This window comes from Nonomuraea sp. MG754425 (genome assembly GCF_021699195.1).
GTDB lineage: Bacteria > Actinomycetota > Actinomycetes > Streptosporangiales > Streptosporangiaceae > Nonomuraea.
Genome location: NZ_SSXE01000102.1, coordinates 1 through 14,650, shown reverse-complemented (window position 1 = coordinate 14,650; position 14,650 = coordinate 1). Strand labels below are relative to the sequence as shown.

Here is a 14,650-nt window from a genome sequence, read left to right as displayed (position 1 = left end):
AATTGCGGCGAGCTTGAACGCCGTACTCGAACGCATCACCTACGCCAATGAGGAGACCGGCTACACCATCGCCCGCGTCGCCACCGAGCGCACCGGCGCCGACCTGCTGACCGTCGTCGGCCCGCTGCTCGGCGCGCAGGTCGGCGAGTCGTTGCTGCTGCGCGGACGGTGGACCTCCCACCCCCGCTACGGCCGCCAGTTCGAGGTGTGGTCCTACACCACCGTGCTGCCGGCCACCGTCCAGGGCATCCGCCGCTACCTCGGCTCGGGCCTGATCAAGGGCATCGGGCCCAAGATGGCCGAGCGCATCGTCGACCACTTCGGCACCGGCACCCTCGACGTCATCGAGCAGCAGCCCGAGCGCCTGGTCGAGGTGCCCGGCCTGGGCCCCAAGCGGACCCGGATGATCGCCGCCGCCTGGGAGGAACAGAAGATCATCAAAGAGGTGATGATCTTCCTCCAGGGGGTCGGCGTGTCCACCTCCATCGCCGTGCGCATCTTCAAGCAGTACGGCGACACCTCGGTCTCCGTCGTCAAGACCCGGCCGTACCAGCTCGCCGACGACGTGTGGGGGATCGGCTTCAAGACGGCCGACACCATCGCCCAGGCCGTCGGCATCCCGCACGACAGCCCCGAACGGGTCAAGGCCGGCCTGCGCTACACGCTGTCCCAGGCCGCCGACGACGGCCACTGCTTCCTGCCCGCCCCCAACCTGGTCGCCGACGCCGTCAAGATCCTCGACGTGCCGGCCCCGCTGGTGAGCGCCTGCCTGGAGGAACTCGTCGCCGACGAGGGCGTCGTGCGCGAGCCGGTGCCGGCCGGCGACGGCGAGGTGCCGGCCGTCTACCTGCCGCCCTTCCACCGCGCCGAGACGGCGCTGGCCGCCGGCCTGCTCACCCTGCTGCGCCACGGCCACGACCGCCTCAAGACGTTCGCCGACGTCGACTGGGAGCGCGCCGAGAGCTGGCTGCACGGCCAGACCGGCGCCGAACTGGCCACCGAGCAACGCCAGGCCGTCCGGCTGGCGCTCACCGAGAAGGTCGCCGTCCTGACCGGCGGCCCCGGCTGCGGCAAGAGCTTCACCGTGCGCTCGATCGTGCTGCTGGCCCGCGCCCGGCGCGCGAAGGTCATCCTGGCCGCCCCCACCGGCCGCGCCGCCAAGCGGCTGGCCGAGCTGACCGGCCACGAGGCCACCACCGTGCACCGCCTGCTGCAACTGCGGCCCGGCGGCGAGGCCACCTTCGACCGCGACAACCCCCTGGACGCCGACCTGGTGGTGGTCGACGAAGCCTCCATGCTCGACCTGCTGCTGGCCAACAAGCTCGTCAAGGCCGTCGCCCCCGGCGCCCACCTGCTGTTCGTGGGGGATGTGGACCAGTTGCCGTCCGTCGGCGCCGGCGAGGTGCTCAAAGACCTCCTGGCCGCCGACGACGTGCCCCGCGTGCGGCTGACGCAGATCTTCCGCCAGGCGGCCGAGTCCGGCGTCATCGTCAACGCCCACCGCGTCAACACCGGCCGCCACCCCGTCCTGGAGGGCATGCAGGACTTCTTCCTGTTCCCCTGCGAGGAGCCCGAGCAGATCGCCGAGCTCACCGTGGACGTCGTCGCCCGCCGCATCCCGCGCCGCTTCCGCCTCGACCCCCGCCGCGACGTGCAGGTCCTGGCCCCCATGCACCGGGGCGCGGCCGGCGCGGGCGCGCTGAACACCGCCCTGCAGGAGGCGCTGACACCCGCCCGCGACGGCATGCCGGAGCGGCGCTACGGCGGGCGCGTCTTCCGCGTCGGCGACAAGGTCACCCAACTGCGCAACAACTACGACAAGGGCGCGGCGGGCGTGTTCAACGGCACGGTCGGCATCGTCACCGACATCCGGCCCGACGAGCACAAGCTGACCATCCTGACCGACGAGGACGAATCGGTCGACTACGCCTTCGACGAACTCGACGAGCTGGCCCACGCCTACGCCGTCTCCATCCACCGCTCCCAGGGCAGCGAGTACCCCGCCGTGGTCATCCCGCTGGCCACCAGCGCCTGGATGATGCTGCAGCGCAACCTGCTCTACACCGCGATCACCCGCGCCAAGAAACTCGTCGTCATCGTCGGCTCGCGCCGCGCGCTGGCCCAGGCCGTCCGCACCCGGGGGGCCGGACGCCGCCACACCGGCCTGACACACCGCCTGACCCGCCGCTGACCAGCCGTCACTTCTCCCCCAGGAGAAGTAATGGAAACGTGATCGAACTCTCCCAAAGGATTCGCCGTCTTACATGCGGGAGCATTACAGTTTTTGAGGTGCCTTGTGGTGCCGTGGGGAGAGGACAGAGTTGAACGTTGCGCCCGCTTGGAGGACGCCCGCCACCGCGTTCGCGCTGCTCACGGCTGCGGCCCTGACGGCCTCGTGTTCCGGTGGCCCCGCCGCGCAGCCGCCTGACGCCTCCCAGGCCACCACGACCGCCACCCCGCAGGCCCCCACCGTCAAGATCACCCCGGTCGAGGGCGCGGCCAAGGTCAGCCCCGAGAAGAAGGTCGTCGTGGCCGCGGCCGGGGCCGCCCTGGCCGACGTCACCGTCGAAGCCGGCGGCGAGCAGCTCAAGGGCACCTACAACGCCGACAAGACCCGCTGGGTCTCCAAGACGGCGCTGAAGCCCTCCACCAGCTACACCGTCTCGGCCACCGCCGGCGTCACCACCGCCACCAGCACCTTCACCACCGCCAAGCCCGAACGCGCGCTGCAGGTCGCCGACGTCACCCCCAACGCCAAGGGCGAGAGCCTCGGCGTCGGCGCGCCCATCATCGTCACCTTCAACCAGCCCGTCGCCGACAAGGCCACCATCGAGCGCGCCCTGGAGATCGAGGCGGAAAAGCCCGTCGACGGAGCCTGGCGCTGGATCAACGACACCGTCGTCATCTACCGCACCGCCAAGTACTGGCCCGCCCACCAGAAGGTCACCTTCAACGCCAACATCACCGGCATCAAGGGCGGCAAGGGCCTGTACGGGGTCAAGGACTACACCGCCGACCTCAAGATCGGCGCCAAGCAGATCAGCAAGGTCGACACCCGTACCAAGATGATGTACGTCTACAAAGACGGCAAGCGCGTGCAGACGATGCGCATCAGCGCCGGCATGGCCACCACCCGCGAGTACACCACCACCTCCGGCGTGCACCTCACGATGGAACGCGGCAACCCCGTGCGCATGATCTCCCCCGGCCGCGAGAAGGGCGACCCCGGCTACTACGACGTCATGATCGACCACGCCGTGCGCATCTCCAACTCCGGCGAGTACGTGCACGCCAAGGACAACGTCTGGGCCCAGGGCGTGCGCAACGTCAGCCACGGCTGCATCAACGCCCGCCCCGACCAGGCCCGCTGGTTCTACGACAACGTCCAGCGCGGCGACGTCGTCGACATCGCCGGCACCGACCGCGAGCTGGAGTGGAACAACGGCTGGGGCTACTGGCAGATGCCGTTCTCCCAGTGGAAGAAGGGCAGCGCCCTGAAGAGCGGCAAGCGATGACCCCCACAAACCCCGCCGGGTCCTCGTCCGGGACCGGGGGCGCGGACGTCACGATCAGACCCGCCCGCGACGGCGACGTGCCCGTCGTCCTGGCCATGTTCGACTCCGCCGTCGCCTGGCTGGCCGCCCGGGGCCGCACCGGCCAGTGGGGCACCCGTCCCTTCACCGGCGATGCCCGGCGCACCGAGCAGGTCGCCTCCTGGCTCGACGGCGGCGGCATGCGCATCGCCGAACACGACGGCCAGGCCGCCGGCTGCATCTCCGTCGGCCCCGCCCACGACTACGTCACCCCCGCCGGCGAACCCGAGCTGTACGTCCAGGCCCTGGTCACCGACCGCCGCCACGCCGGCCACCACGTCGGCGCCGTGCTGCTCGACTGGGCCGCCGCCGAGGCCCGCGCCCGCCGGGTGGGCCTGCTGCGCGTCGACTGCTACGCCGGCGACGACGGCCGCCTCGTCGCCTACTACGAAAGCCGCGGCTTCACCCGCGTGGCCCCCTTCACCGTGGGGCAGTGGCCCGGCATGCTCCTGCAACGCCGCCCCTGACCGCTCACACGAGGGCGAGCTGCGCCGCCGGGGGCTCCCCCCGGGCCGCCTCCGGCGCCCCGCACTCCATCCGGTAGGCCCGGCACAACTGCGCGATCTGCCCCGTGATGCGCCTCTCGTACTCCGGCGACGGCAGCCCGGCCCGGTCGTACAGCTCCTCGTAACGCCCGGCCAGATGCGGGTGCGCCTGCTCCAGCCAGCGCAGATACCAGCCGCGCGGCCCCGGCGGCAGCGCGAGCACCACCGGCTCCACGCCGTGCGCCCCCGCGGCGGCGATCCGCCGCACGGTCGCCTCGAGCTGATCGGCGGCGTCGCTCAGCAGCGGCAGCACCGGCGCCATCCGCACCCGGCACCGCACCCCGGCCTCCACCAGCGCCGAGACCAGCTCCAGCCGCGCCTGCGCCGACGGCGCGCCCGGCTCGACCGCCCGCCGGATCCGCTCGTCCACGAACGCGATCGACACCGCCACCCGCGCCCCGGCCCGCGCCAGCAGCGGCGCGTCACGCAGCACCAGCGGCCCCTTGGTGTAGACGGTGAACGGCGTGCCCGACCCGGCCAGCGCCGCGATCACCTGCGGCATCAGCCGGTAGGTCTCCTCGGCCGCCTGGTAGCAGTCGCCGCCCACCCCCACCGCCAGCTCCTGGCCGTCCCAGCGGGCCAGCTCCGCACGCAGCCGCTCGGCCACGTTCGGCCGCGCCACGATCCGCGTGTCGAAGTCACGCCCCTCGTCCAGGCCCAGCTTGCGGTGCGCGCCCCGCGCGCCGCAGCCCAGGCAGGCGTGCGCGCAGCCGCGGTAGGGGGAGACCGCCCAGCCCTGGGCGATGCCGGCGGCCGGCGGCACCCGCTCGATCACCGTGCGGGCCTGCAGCTCGTACACGCCGTCGCGCACCACCGCCCGCCGCTCGATCAGCGGACGGTCGTCGGCGGCGTCGACCAGCGAAAGCGCGTCCCAAGCCACACCCTCCAGTGGAACACGCATTCGACTGCGTTTTCAAGCGGTTCCCCGCACCCCGCGCCTTCCGGCCGCGGGCACACCCCGTAAAATCGGTACACCCGTACCACTTCGCCCCCCTGGAGAACCCCGCCCATGGCCTGGCTCCTGCTCGCCCTCGCCATCGCCTCCGAAGTCCTGGCCACCACCGCGCTCAAGCTCAGCAACGGCTTCACCCACCTCGGCTGGACGGTCGTCGTCGCCGCCGGCTACCTCACCTCCTTCGCCCTGCTGGCCCGCGTGCTGAAACTGCACCTCGACGTGGGCACCGCCTACGCCGTCTGGTCCGGCGCCGGCACCGCCGCCATCGCCCTCATCGGCGCCGCCGTCTTCGGCGAGGCCCTCACCCCCCTCAAGATCGGCGGTATCCTGCTCATCATCGGCGGCGTCGTCCTCCTCAACCTCGCAGGTGGCCATTGACACCACACCCGGCCCCCCGGCCCGAACCCCCTGCTCAGGAGCGCGGCCGTCGCCGCCGCGCCAGCCTGCTGAAGGCCGCCGTCGCCCTGCTGGCCGAGGGCGGGTTCGCCGCCGTCACGCACCGGGCGGTCGCCCACCGGGCCCGCCTGCCGCTGGCCGCCACCACCTACTACTTCGCCTCCCGCGACCAGCTCCTGGCCGAGGCGTTCGCCGAACTCGTCGAGGCCGAGCTGGACACCACCCGCGACTGGATCACCCGGCACGGCCTGCCCGCCCTGGCCGACCACGTCGCCGCCGCCGACCGCGCCCGCCAGCTCGGCCTGTGGGAGCTGTACGTGCACGCCGGGCGCGACCCCGTCCTGCAGCAGATCGCCCGCCGCTGGACCGACGGCTGCGTGCGCATCGTCGCCGACGTCCTGGACGTGCCCGCGAGCGACCCCCGCGCCCGCCTGCTCTACACCGCGGTCTCGGCACTGTGGCTGGAACACCTCGTCGAGCAGCGCCCCCTCAGCCAGGCGCGCGCCCTGCTCACCCTCGCCCTCGACCTCACCCTCGACCACGCCGGCCCGACCACCGCTGAGGAGACGTCGTGACGCCCATCCACCACCTGGCCGTGCGCGCCGACTGGGAGGCCGCGCGGGAGGCGGGGGAGTACCGCCGCTCCACCCTCGGCCGCACCCTGGAGGAGGTGGGGTTCATCCACTGCAGCCGCGACCTGGCCCAGTTGCGCGGCGTGCACGCCGCCTTCTACGCCGAGGTGGGCGAGCCGCTGCTCGTCCTCGACATCGACCCGGCCGGCCTCGACGTCCGCGTGGAGAACGGCTTCCCCCACCTGTACGGCCCGCTGCCGCTCACCGCGGTCACCGCCGTGCGCCCCTACACCTGCTGAACCGGCCGACCGGCCACCCCCGGCGGCCCGGCGACCGCACAATGGAGCGCATGGACACCCGACAGGCCGCCCAGCGTTTCGCCGACACCTGGCAGCGCGGCTGGACCCAGCACGACGTCGCCGCCATCACCGCCCTGTACCGCGACGACGCCGTCCACACCAGCATGCCCTTCCGGCCCCCGCACCGGGGCAGGCAGGCGGTCGCCGACTACATCGCCTGGTCCTTCACCGGCGAGAGCGACCCCCGGGTGAGCTTCGCCGCCCCGATCGTGGACGGCGGCCGGGCCGCGATCGAGTTCCGCGTGCACGCCGTCGACAACGGCCGCCCCGTCACGCTCGCGGGCTGCGTGTTCGCCGAGTTCGACGCCGACGGCCTGGCCGTGCGCACCCGCGACTACTGGCACACCGTCGACGGCCACCAATGATCCCCCTGGTGACCGTGCGACGGCCCGGCTCAGCTCAGCGCACCGCCCGCAGTCCCGCACGCGCCGGCGCAGCCGCACCGGGAACGGGTGCGGGGGAGGGCATGGTACGCGGACGCGCCACCTGCCGCGTCTGCTCCGCCGCCTCCTCGGCCCGCTCGGCGCACCCGCCCGCACAGTACCCGTTCGTCACGATCAGCCGCCCCCGCGACGCCGTGTACGAATCCTTGCCGGACGCGGGTACAACCCCCTGACACACCGGGCATAACACCGAATCGGTCCCCACGTGCTGCTCCTCTCGCGGCGCGAATAGCAGGACTACCCACCCTAAGTCCACTCCCGCCGTCGAGGACAGCGAATCAACACAAGGTCAACCCGCCGGTCAAGCCCGGGGGGGGGTCAGGCGGGGGTCGGGCGCATCCTGGTGTACAGGATCAGGGCCCCGCCGCCGAGGATCGCGATCAGGCCCAGGACGGACAGGCCCAGCGCGTACGTCCCGGCCGCCGCCAGCAGCGGGCCGAAGATCGCGCCGGCCACGATGCCGCCGCCGCCCGCGCCGAAGCCGTTGATGATGCCGGTGGCCGGGCCCACCGCGTGCGCGGGCAGGTCCGTCACGGCGATCGCCCAGATGTTCGGCGTGTAGGAGGCGGTGAAGTACCCCAGTCCCAGGCAGATCAGCGCGAACTGCGTCACGTGCGAGTCCGTGAGCATCACGCACGCCAGCAGGACGCCGCCGACGACCAGCCCGGAGATCGCGATGAGCGCGCGCCGCCCGGTGCGGTCGGCGAGGATCATCATGGGGACGGTGAGCACCAGCGAGACCAGGTACGGGGCCGCGGCCATCAGCCCGGCCATGCCGGGGTCGAAGCCGAACCTCGGCACGATGAGCGGGATGAACAGGGTGATGCCCCAAAACAGCATGCCGTTGGTGAAATAGCTGAACACCAGCAGCACGAAACGCCATCCGCCGAAGGCGGCGAAGCTGAGCCGCCCGGCCCGGCCCCGGCCGTCGGGGCCGGCCGCGGCGGTGGTGGTGCCGGGGGCGGTCGGCAGGAAGCGCGCGTACAGCGGCAGCACGACGATCAGGCCGATCGCGCCGAGCGCCCAGAACATCGGACGCCAGCCGAACGTCGCCTCGACCGGGGTGAGCACGAAGAACCCGAGCGCCAGCGCCAGGTACTGGCCGTAGTACTGGATGAGGGCGCTGGCCCGGCTCATCTCGCGGTCGTCGAACCACGCCTTGGCCATCCTGAACTGCTGCGGCCAGTAGATGCCCTCGAAGATGCCGACGCCGACGCGCAGCGCGACCAGGACGCCGACGGAGTCGGCGAAGCCGATGAGCAGCGTGCACAGCGAGTAGCCGGCCACGGTCACCAGCAGGATCCACTTGGCGTCGATGCGGGCCGTCAGGAAGCCGCCGAGGAAGTTGGAGATGAGGTAGCCGACGAGGAAGGCGGTCAGCGCGAGGCTGGAGGTGGCGGCGAACTCCTCGCCGGAGAAGCCGAGGTCGGTGCCGATGTTCTTGATCCCGACCGACAGGTTGGAGCGGTCGAGGTAGGCGATGAACAGGCCGACGAGCAGCAGGCCGCTGATGCGCAGCCACTTGTGCGGCAGGTGCGGGGCGGAGGAGGCCCGGGCGGGCGCGGTTTCCGATGACACTGGGTGGTTCCTTTGACGCTGATAGTGAAGGAGGGAGGGTCAGGCGCGGTACGCCTCGATGACCGAGCGGTCGATCTCGACGCCGAGGCCGGGGCCGGTGGGCACCGGCATCACCGGCCCGATGGCCAGGTCCGACAGGGTGTGCCGGAAGGAGTTGGGGGCCTGGTCGAGTTCGATGACCGGGGCGGCCCGCCCGAGTGAGGGGGTCACCACCGGCAGCGCGGTGGCCAGGTGCAGCCCGGCGGCCACGGTGATGGCCGAGCCCCACACGTGCGGCAGGGTCGAGATGCCGTGCACGCTGGCCATCCCGGCCACCAGCAGCGTCTCGCGGATGCCGCCGCAGGCGGTGGCGTCGGGCTGCAGCAGGTCCACGGCGCGTGACTCGATCATCTCGGCGAAGCCCCAGCGGGTGAACATCGACTCCCCGCCCGCGATCGGGACGTTCACGCGGGCGCGCAGTTCGCGGTAGCCGGCCAGGTCCTCGGGGATGACGGGCTCCTCGAAGAACCACAGCGCGGCCGCTTCGGTCTCGCGGGCGAACACGAGCGCCTCGGCCGTGGTGTAGCCGCGGTTGGCGTCGGCGGCCAGCAGGACATCCGGCCCGAGCGCGGCGCGGACACGGTGCACGCGCTCGACGTCGGAGCGCAGGTCGGCGCCGACCTTCATCTTGACGTGGCGGTAGCCCTCCTGCAGCAGGTGGCGGGCCTCGGCCTCGATGTCGCCGCGCCACTGGCCGCCGTAGTAGAAGGCCGAGGCGTAGGCGTGGAACGCCTCGGGGGCCCGGCCGCCGAGCAGGCGGTGGACGGGCTGGCCGAGCGCCTTGCCGACGACGTCCCACAGGGCGATCTCGACGCCGGAGATCGCGGCGATCGGGACGCCCGCGCGCCCCCACTCGCGGCCGCGGTTGTACAGCGTCTCCCACAGGGCGGCGTGCTCGAACGGGTCGGCCCCGGCCAGGAGCGGGGCGTAGACCGTCTCGATGAGCGCGGCGGAGCCCTCGGCCGGGCCGAAGCACTCGCCCCAGCCGACGAGGCCCTCGTCGGTGACGATCTCGACCAGGCAACTCGAGCGGGCCTGCCACTGCCATTGGGACATGCCGAACGTGGTGGTCAGCTTCTCGGTCACGACGTGCGTGTTCACCGCCGCGATCTTCATGGGGTGTGCTCCTTCGGGGGCGCGACGGACGCGCGCCGGATCAGCGTGCTGGGCACGACGTGCGGGCCGGGGTCGACGCCGTGGCCGGCGGCCAGGTCGAGCAGCAGCCGCCCGGCCAGGGCGCCCATCTCCTCCACCGGCTGGTCGATCACGGTCAGGGCGGGGCGGTGCAGGGTCATCCAGCCGGCGTCGGTGAACCCGATGACCGACATGTCCTGCGGGCAGGGGCGGCCGGCGGCCTGCAGGGCGCTGACGATCCCCTCGGTGACCAGCGCGTTGAAGCCGATCATCGCGGTCACGGCGGGCCGGGTGGCCAGCAGGTCGGCGGCCGCGGCCTGGCCGCCCGCGCGGGTGCCGTCGGTGTGGCGGACGTGGCCGCGCCGTCCGGGCCCGAGCGCCGCCAGGAATCCCTGCTCGCGGGCGCGGCTGGTGGAGGCGCCCGCGGGGCCGAGGACGATGGCCGGCTCGGTGTGGCCGTGGGCCAGCAGTTCGGCCGTGGCCTCGCCGACGGCGGCGCGCTCGTTGGTGACGACGGCGGGCACCGCCACCCCCTCGGGCACCCGGCTGACGCTGACGACGTGGCCGAGGGCGCGCAGGTCGGCCTCGCCCAGCGAGCTGCCGGCCGAGGGCACGATCACCAGTCCCGTCGGCCGGTAGGAGCGCAGCAGGTCGAGCTGGCGGCGTTCGGCGCGGGGGTCGTCGTCGCTGTTCATCAGCATGAGCGAGAAGCCGCTGCCGGACAGGCGGCGTTCGAGGGCGCGGTGCAGCCGGGCGTAGAAGGGGTTGCCGATGTCGGCCACGACCACGCCGATCATCGGCGTGCGGGAGGCGCGCAGGCTGCGCCCGACCGCGTTGGGCCGATAACCCTGCGCCTCGATCACGGCCAGGACGTTCGCCCGGGTCGCCGCGCTGACCTGTCCGGTGCCGTTCAGCACCCGGGACACGGTCTGGGCGCTGACCCCGGCCGCCCGCGCGACGGTGTAGATCGTCGCCCGTTCTTCCGCCATCGTCCGGCTACCCTCCGCACAGTTATCGATAACCGTCACTTTTCGTGCAGGTTACATCCTTCTCGGCAAAGAGGACAAGAGTCACCAAAAACGACCCGCGGAGGGCGGGGGAGGTCAGGCAGAAGGACGCGTGAGCATCGCGAGCGCGAAGTCGATCGCCGCGGCCAGCCGCCGCGGGTCGTGCCCGGCGCGCTCACGCACGCGCAACCCCAGCACCGTGGTGAACAGCAGCTCCACCGCGTCGTCCACGGCCAGCGCGGCGGGCAGGTCGCCGTCGGCGACGCCGCGGCGCAGCAGGGCGGCCAGGGTCTTCCTGGTGTCGTCGAAGGCGGCCTCGGTCTGTACGCGCACCTCGGGATCGGCGGCGCCCAGCTCGGCGGCGGTGTTGACGACGAAGCAGCCGCGGCCGGCCTCGTGGCCGACCATCCAGAGCAGCCACTCCCGCAGGACGGCCAGGCTCGGGCCGGGCGCGCCGAGCCGCTGCCCGGCCTGCGCCGACTCCGTGGCCCGATAGTGCTCCAGCGCCCGCACGAACAGGGCGTGCTTGTCGCCGAACGTGCGATACAGGCTGCTCTGCCGCAACCCGAGCTCGGCGCCCAGGTCGCGCACCGAGGTGGCGGTGTAGCCGCGCCGCCGGAACAGGTCGGTCGCCTTGGCGATCACGTCCTGCTCGTCGAACTCCCGGGGCCGCGCCATGACACCACCCTACCCCGGTTGTGGAGCGGTCGCTCCCGTACTAGGGTGTGCTCTCGATTCGGGAGCGAACGCTCCCAAACGTGTGGAGAGGAGAACCCGACGTGACGGCAACCAGCCCCACGGCAACCAGCCCCACGGCGACCGGGCGAGACACCCCCGCGGGCCACCCATGGCTCGCGGTCACCGCCGTGGCCTTCGGCACCTTCCTCCTGGTGACCGCCGAGCAACTGCCGATCGGCCTGCTGGCCCCCGTCGGAGCGGCCCTGCACGTCTCCGAGGGCACGGCCGGTCTGATGGTCACGGTGCCCGGCATCGTCGCCGCCCTCGCCGCGCCCGCCGTCCCGGTCCTGGCCGGCCGGACCGACCGCCGGCTGCTGCTCGCCGCCCTGATGGCCCTCATGACACTCGCCAACCTGGCCGCCGCCCTGGCCCCCGCCTACCCACTGCTCATCGCCGCCCGCGTGCTGGCCGGGATCGCCATCGGCGGCTTCTGGGCCATCGCCGGCGGCCTGGCCGTCCGCCTCGTCCCGCCCGAGCGCGTCCCCCGGGCCACCGCGATCATCTTCGGCGGCGTCGGAGCCGCCAACGTCTTCGGCGTCCCCCTCGGCACGACGATCGGCGCGCTGGCCGACTGGCGGATCGCCTTCGCCGCGCTGAGCGCCCTGGCCCTGATCGTGCTGCTCGCCCTGCTGGCCGTGCTGCCGCCGCTGGCCGCCGCCCGGCCCGTCGCCCCCCGCCGCCTGGCCGCCCAGGTGCGCAACCGGGGCGTGCGCGCCGGCATCCTGGCCACCTTCCTGATCGTGACCGGCCACTTCGCCGCCTACACCTTCGTCAGCCCCCTCCTGCGGGACCTGTCCGGCCTCGACGCCCCCCTCATCGGGCCGCTGCTGTTCGGATTCGGCGTCGCCGGGGTCGCCGGGAATGTCGTCGCGGGCGCCACCGTGGCGGGCCGGCCCCAGCGCACCGTCCTGGCCATCGCCGTCGCCCTGGCGGCCATCCTGCTGCTCTACCCGCTGGCCGGGCTCAGCGCCGCGGGCGGGGTGAGCCTGCTGCTGCTGTGGGGCCTGGTCTACGGCGGGGTCTCCACCAGCCTGCAGACCTGGATGATCACCGCCGCGCCGCACGCGGTCGAGGAGGCCTCCGCGCTGTGGGTGGCCGTCTTCAACCTCTCCATCGGCCTCGGCGCGCTGGCCGGCGGCACGATCGTGGACGCGCTGCCGCTGCCGGGCGTCCTGTGGCTGGCCGGCCTCCTCGTCGCGCCGGCCGCGGTCGCCGCGTGGCGCGCCCGCCGCGCCCCCGCCCCCGGATAACCGGCCCCGGACAACCCGCCGCGCGCGCCTTTTCCGGGAGCCCGGTTCCCGGAAAAGGCGCGAATAACCGGCGCGGCATTTCAAACCACCGTGGCAAAGAACGGTCATCGCTCTTGTCGGAACCGGCGCGCGGGCGCACAGTCGAAACACCATTGCACCGGTCCATGGAGGATCAATGACCAGAAAGGGAACACCACGCCACACCATAAGGCGGCTGTTATCGGCCGCCTTCGCGGTGCTCACCGCCGCCTTCCTCGCCGCCCCGCCCGCCACGGCCCAGGCCGTGCCCACCCCGAAGGAGTTCGTCTCCTACCTCGACCTCGACTGCTTCACCACCACCGCCTACCAGCCGCCCGCCGTCGCGCTGACGCTGCGCCACATCAACCCCGTGCTCGCCGGCCTGCCGCCGGTGCAGGTCACCCTCGGGCCACGCGAGCAACTGTGCGTCCCCGTCGCCAAGAACGCCCTCTTCCCGCCCTCGACCGTGCTGCCCTACCTGCGCTTCGTCGACCTGTCCTGCTACCGGGTCACCGGACCGCAACTCGACCGCACCCTGAGCCTGCGCCACCTCAACCCCGTGCTGGCCAACGTCCCCGGCTTCGAGGCCACCCTGATCACCCCCGAGCAGTTGTGCGTGCCGGTCGCCAAGAACGGCGTGCTCCCGCCTGACGACGTGCTGTCCGTCGTCTCCCACATCGACCTGCTGTGCTACGGCCACCGCAACAACCCGGCCATCAACACCGGCCTGACCCTCACCCAGCTCAACCCGGTGCTGACCGGCCCGATCCCGCCCCGCTCCGTGCGGGTCACCACCGCCCGCCAGCTCTGCGTGCCGGTGCAGAAGGGCGGCGACGAGATCCCGCCCGAGGTCCTCGACGTCGTCCGCTGGGTCGACCTGGAGAAGTTCGACCTCATCAGCCCCGCCGTCGCCCAGGTGCCGCTGACCCTGCGTCACCTCAACCCCGTGCTGGCCAACCTGCCGGCCGAGGAACTGCGCATCACGGGCCCGGCGCAACTCGCCGTACCCGTCGCCAAGAACGGCGCCGTACCACCCGGCTGAAACCCCGGCCGAACCCACTGAATCCATCCGGAAATACCGCGGCCGGCCCATTCCCGCACGCCCGCAATTCACCGCGCGCCACGAAATGAACCGGCCATTCCCGCACCGCCGTGACGGCCGCGGGCGAACCTGACGAGAAAAGCCCGGGCGCATCGGCGAACGCCGCATTCCCCGCCCCTTCCGGCCGCCTTTCAGGCCGCGCCGGCGGGGGAGCGGCCCGCCCCTCGCGCACCGCCGCCGCCCGGGCCCTCAACTCACGAAGCGCGCTCCGCCAGCTCCGCCAGCCGCCGCTCCACCGCGGCCAGCCGATCGGCGAACGAACGACTGTGCAGCAGCTCGGCGACCAGATCGGCCTCGTCGGCGTCCAGGACCACACACTGGACCGGCTGGTCGTCCTGCCCGCCCTCGTACAGCAGGATGGTGCGCTGGCCGCTCTTGGCGGCCAGGACCCCGAACCGTTCCCCCCGCCGCGTGCGGGCATGGTGAACCGTGCCCGTGCCCGGGACGGTGACGGGAGTGACATCCATGCTTCGTTCCTCCGTGCCTGGCGGGCTGCGGCCCGGCAGCCGAGCCCTCCCTAGATCGCGTTGGCGGGGATCCCCAGCCGCCAGTCTCACCCCCGGCCACACCTGTCCGATATCAGGGCTGGCACCCATTTCCCGCCCGCCCGACGTGTAGGACGCCCGTGGGGGAGCGACGGCCCGAAACCAGCGGCCCGAAACCAGTGGCGCAGGCCGCGCCGTCGCCGGCCGCCGGGGGAGCAGCACGCTGAAACGGGCATGTAACGGCTTGTTGCGAATTATGTCCTGGTCTTGACGTGCGGATACGGACGTTCCTAAATTGCCTCCCAATGAACGCAAAGGCCGTTCCACTCAGTGGAACCGAATCCCGGACCAGCTATCTCGCCCGACTGCTGGACGTCCTGGACGTCGCCGTCACCCACGACCACGCCCCCCTGCAACTCGGCGAGATCGCCACCGC

At 72.6% G+C, this 14,650-nt stretch carries 15 protein-coding genes; 9 read left to right on the top strand and 6 right to left on the bottom strand.

Annotation, left to right across the window (positions count from 1 at the left end):
• Positions 1 to 13: 13 nt before the first annotated feature.
• The 3 genes from FAF44_RS30825 to FAF44_RS30815 all read left to right on the top strand — a co-directional run bounded on the left by FAF44_RS30825 (position 14) and on the right by FAF44_RS30815 (position 4,060).
• A complete protein-coding gene (locus FAF44_RS30825; RefSeq protein ID WP_237106820.1) occupies positions 14 to 2,191 on the top strand; it encodes an ATP-dependent RecD-like DNA helicase in 2,178 nt (725 codons plus the stop codon).
• Positions 2,192 to 2,321: 130 nt separating this feature from the next.
• Positions 2,322 to 3,515: an Ig-like domain-containing protein gene (locus FAF44_RS30820; protein ID WP_237106819.1), complete on the top strand. Its 1,194-nt coding sequence runs from the start codon at positions 2,322 to 2,324 to the stop codon at positions 3,513 to 3,515.
• Positions 3,512 to 4,060 carry a GNAT family N-acetyltransferase gene (locus tag FAF44_RS30815; protein WP_237106818.1) on the top strand — a complete coding sequence of 183 codons (549 nt, stop codon included), beginning with the start codon at positions 3,512 to 3,514 and terminating at the stop codon, positions 4,058 to 4,060. The genes FAF44_RS30820 and FAF44_RS30815 overlap by 4 nt, the downstream gene beginning before the upstream one ends.
• 4 nt (positions 4,061 to 4,064) lie before the next feature.
• Here the strand turns inward: FAF44_RS30815 and FAF44_RS30810 are convergent, their stop codons facing one another.
• Positions 4,065 to 5,018: a radical SAM protein gene (locus FAF44_RS30810; protein WP_237106817.1), complete on the bottom strand. Its 954-nt coding sequence runs from the start codon at positions 5,016 to 5,018 to the stop codon at positions 4,065 to 4,067.
• A gap of 129 nt (positions 5,019 to 5,147) precedes the next feature.
• Between FAF44_RS30810 and FAF44_RS30805 the strand changes: the two genes are divergently transcribed.
• From FAF44_RS30805 to FAF44_RS30790, 4 genes are read left to right on the top strand one after another with little or no spacing between them, the layout of a single operon-like run.
• The gene (locus FAF44_RS30805; protein WP_237106816.1) at positions 5,148 to 5,471 is read left to right on the top strand and encodes a multidrug efflux SMR transporter; all 324 of its coding nucleotides are present in this window, start codon (positions 5,148 to 5,150) and stop codon (positions 5,469 to 5,471) included.
• The gene (locus FAF44_RS30800; protein ID WP_237106815.1) at positions 5,468 to 6,064 is read left to right on the top strand and encodes a TetR/AcrR family transcriptional regulator; all 597 of its coding nucleotides are present in this window, start codon (positions 5,468 to 5,470) and stop codon (positions 6,062 to 6,064) included. The genes FAF44_RS30805 and FAF44_RS30800 overlap by 4 nt, the downstream gene beginning before the upstream one ends.
• On the top strand, positions 6,061 to 6,360 hold the full coding sequence (locus FAF44_RS30795; protein WP_237106814.1) for a DUF952 domain-containing protein: 300 nt from the start codon (positions 6,061 to 6,063) through the stop codon (positions 6,358 to 6,360). Before FAF44_RS30800 ends, FAF44_RS30795 begins: the two co-directional genes overlap by 4 nt.
• Before the next feature lie 50 nt (positions 6,361 to 6,410).
• Complete coding sequence (locus tag FAF44_RS30790) at positions 6,411 to 6,785, top strand: nuclear transport factor 2 family protein (protein ID WP_237106813.1); 375 nt, start codon at positions 6,411 to 6,413, stop codon at positions 6,783 to 6,785.
• Between the two features lie 396 nt (positions 6,786 to 7,181).
• Here FAF44_RS30790 and FAF44_RS30785 read toward each other — a convergent pair whose 3' ends face one another.
• The 4 genes from FAF44_RS30785 to FAF44_RS30770 all read right to left on the bottom strand — a co-directional run bounded on the left by FAF44_RS30785 (position 7,182) and on the right by FAF44_RS30770 (position 11,299).
• Positions 7,182 to 8,441: an MFS transporter gene (locus FAF44_RS30785; RefSeq protein WP_237106812.1), complete on the bottom strand. Its 1,260-nt coding sequence runs from the start codon at positions 8,439 to 8,441 to the stop codon at positions 7,182 to 7,184.
• 39 nt (positions 8,442 to 8,480) lie between these two features.
• Positions 8,481 to 9,596: a mandelate racemase/muconate lactonizing enzyme family protein gene (locus FAF44_RS30780; RefSeq protein WP_237106811.1), complete on the bottom strand. Its 1,116-nt coding sequence runs from the start codon at positions 9,594 to 9,596 to the stop codon at positions 8,481 to 8,483.
• Positions 9,593 to 10,603: a LacI family DNA-binding transcriptional regulator gene (locus FAF44_RS30775; protein ID WP_237106810.1), complete on the bottom strand. Its 1,011-nt coding sequence runs from the start codon at positions 10,601 to 10,603 to the stop codon at positions 9,593 to 9,595. Before FAF44_RS30775 ends, FAF44_RS30780 begins: the two co-directional genes overlap by 4 nt.
• Positions 10,604 to 10,717: 114 nt before the next feature.
• Positions 10,718 to 11,299: a TetR/AcrR family transcriptional regulator gene (locus FAF44_RS30770; protein WP_237106809.1), complete on the bottom strand. Its 582-nt coding sequence runs from the start codon at positions 11,297 to 11,299 to the stop codon at positions 10,718 to 10,720.
• 101 nt (positions 11,300 to 11,400) lie between these two features.
• Here FAF44_RS30770 and FAF44_RS30765 point away from each other — a divergent pair, with 101 nt between their 5' ends.
• Both FAF44_RS30765 and FAF44_RS30760 read left to right on the top strand, forming a co-directional pair.
• Positions 11,401 to 12,609, top strand: a complete 1,209-nt coding sequence (locus tag FAF44_RS30765) for an MFS transporter (protein ID WP_237106808.1) — start codon at positions 11,401 to 11,403, stop codon at positions 12,607 to 12,609.
• Positions 12,610 to 12,784: 175 nt separating this feature from the next.
• Positions 12,785 to 13,669 carry a hypothetical protein gene (locus tag FAF44_RS30760; protein ID WP_237106807.1) on the top strand — a complete coding sequence of 295 codons (885 nt, stop codon included), beginning with the start codon at positions 12,785 to 12,787 and terminating at the stop codon, positions 13,667 to 13,669.
• Positions 13,670 to 13,923: 254 nt separating this feature from the next.
• Here the strand turns inward: FAF44_RS30760 and FAF44_RS30755 are convergent, their stop codons facing one another.
• On the bottom strand, positions 13,924 to 14,196 hold the full coding sequence (locus FAF44_RS30755) for a hypothetical protein (protein WP_237106806.1): 273 nt from the start codon (positions 14,194 to 14,196) through the stop codon (positions 13,924 to 13,926).
• Positions 14,197 to 14,650 lie beyond the last annotated feature (454 nt).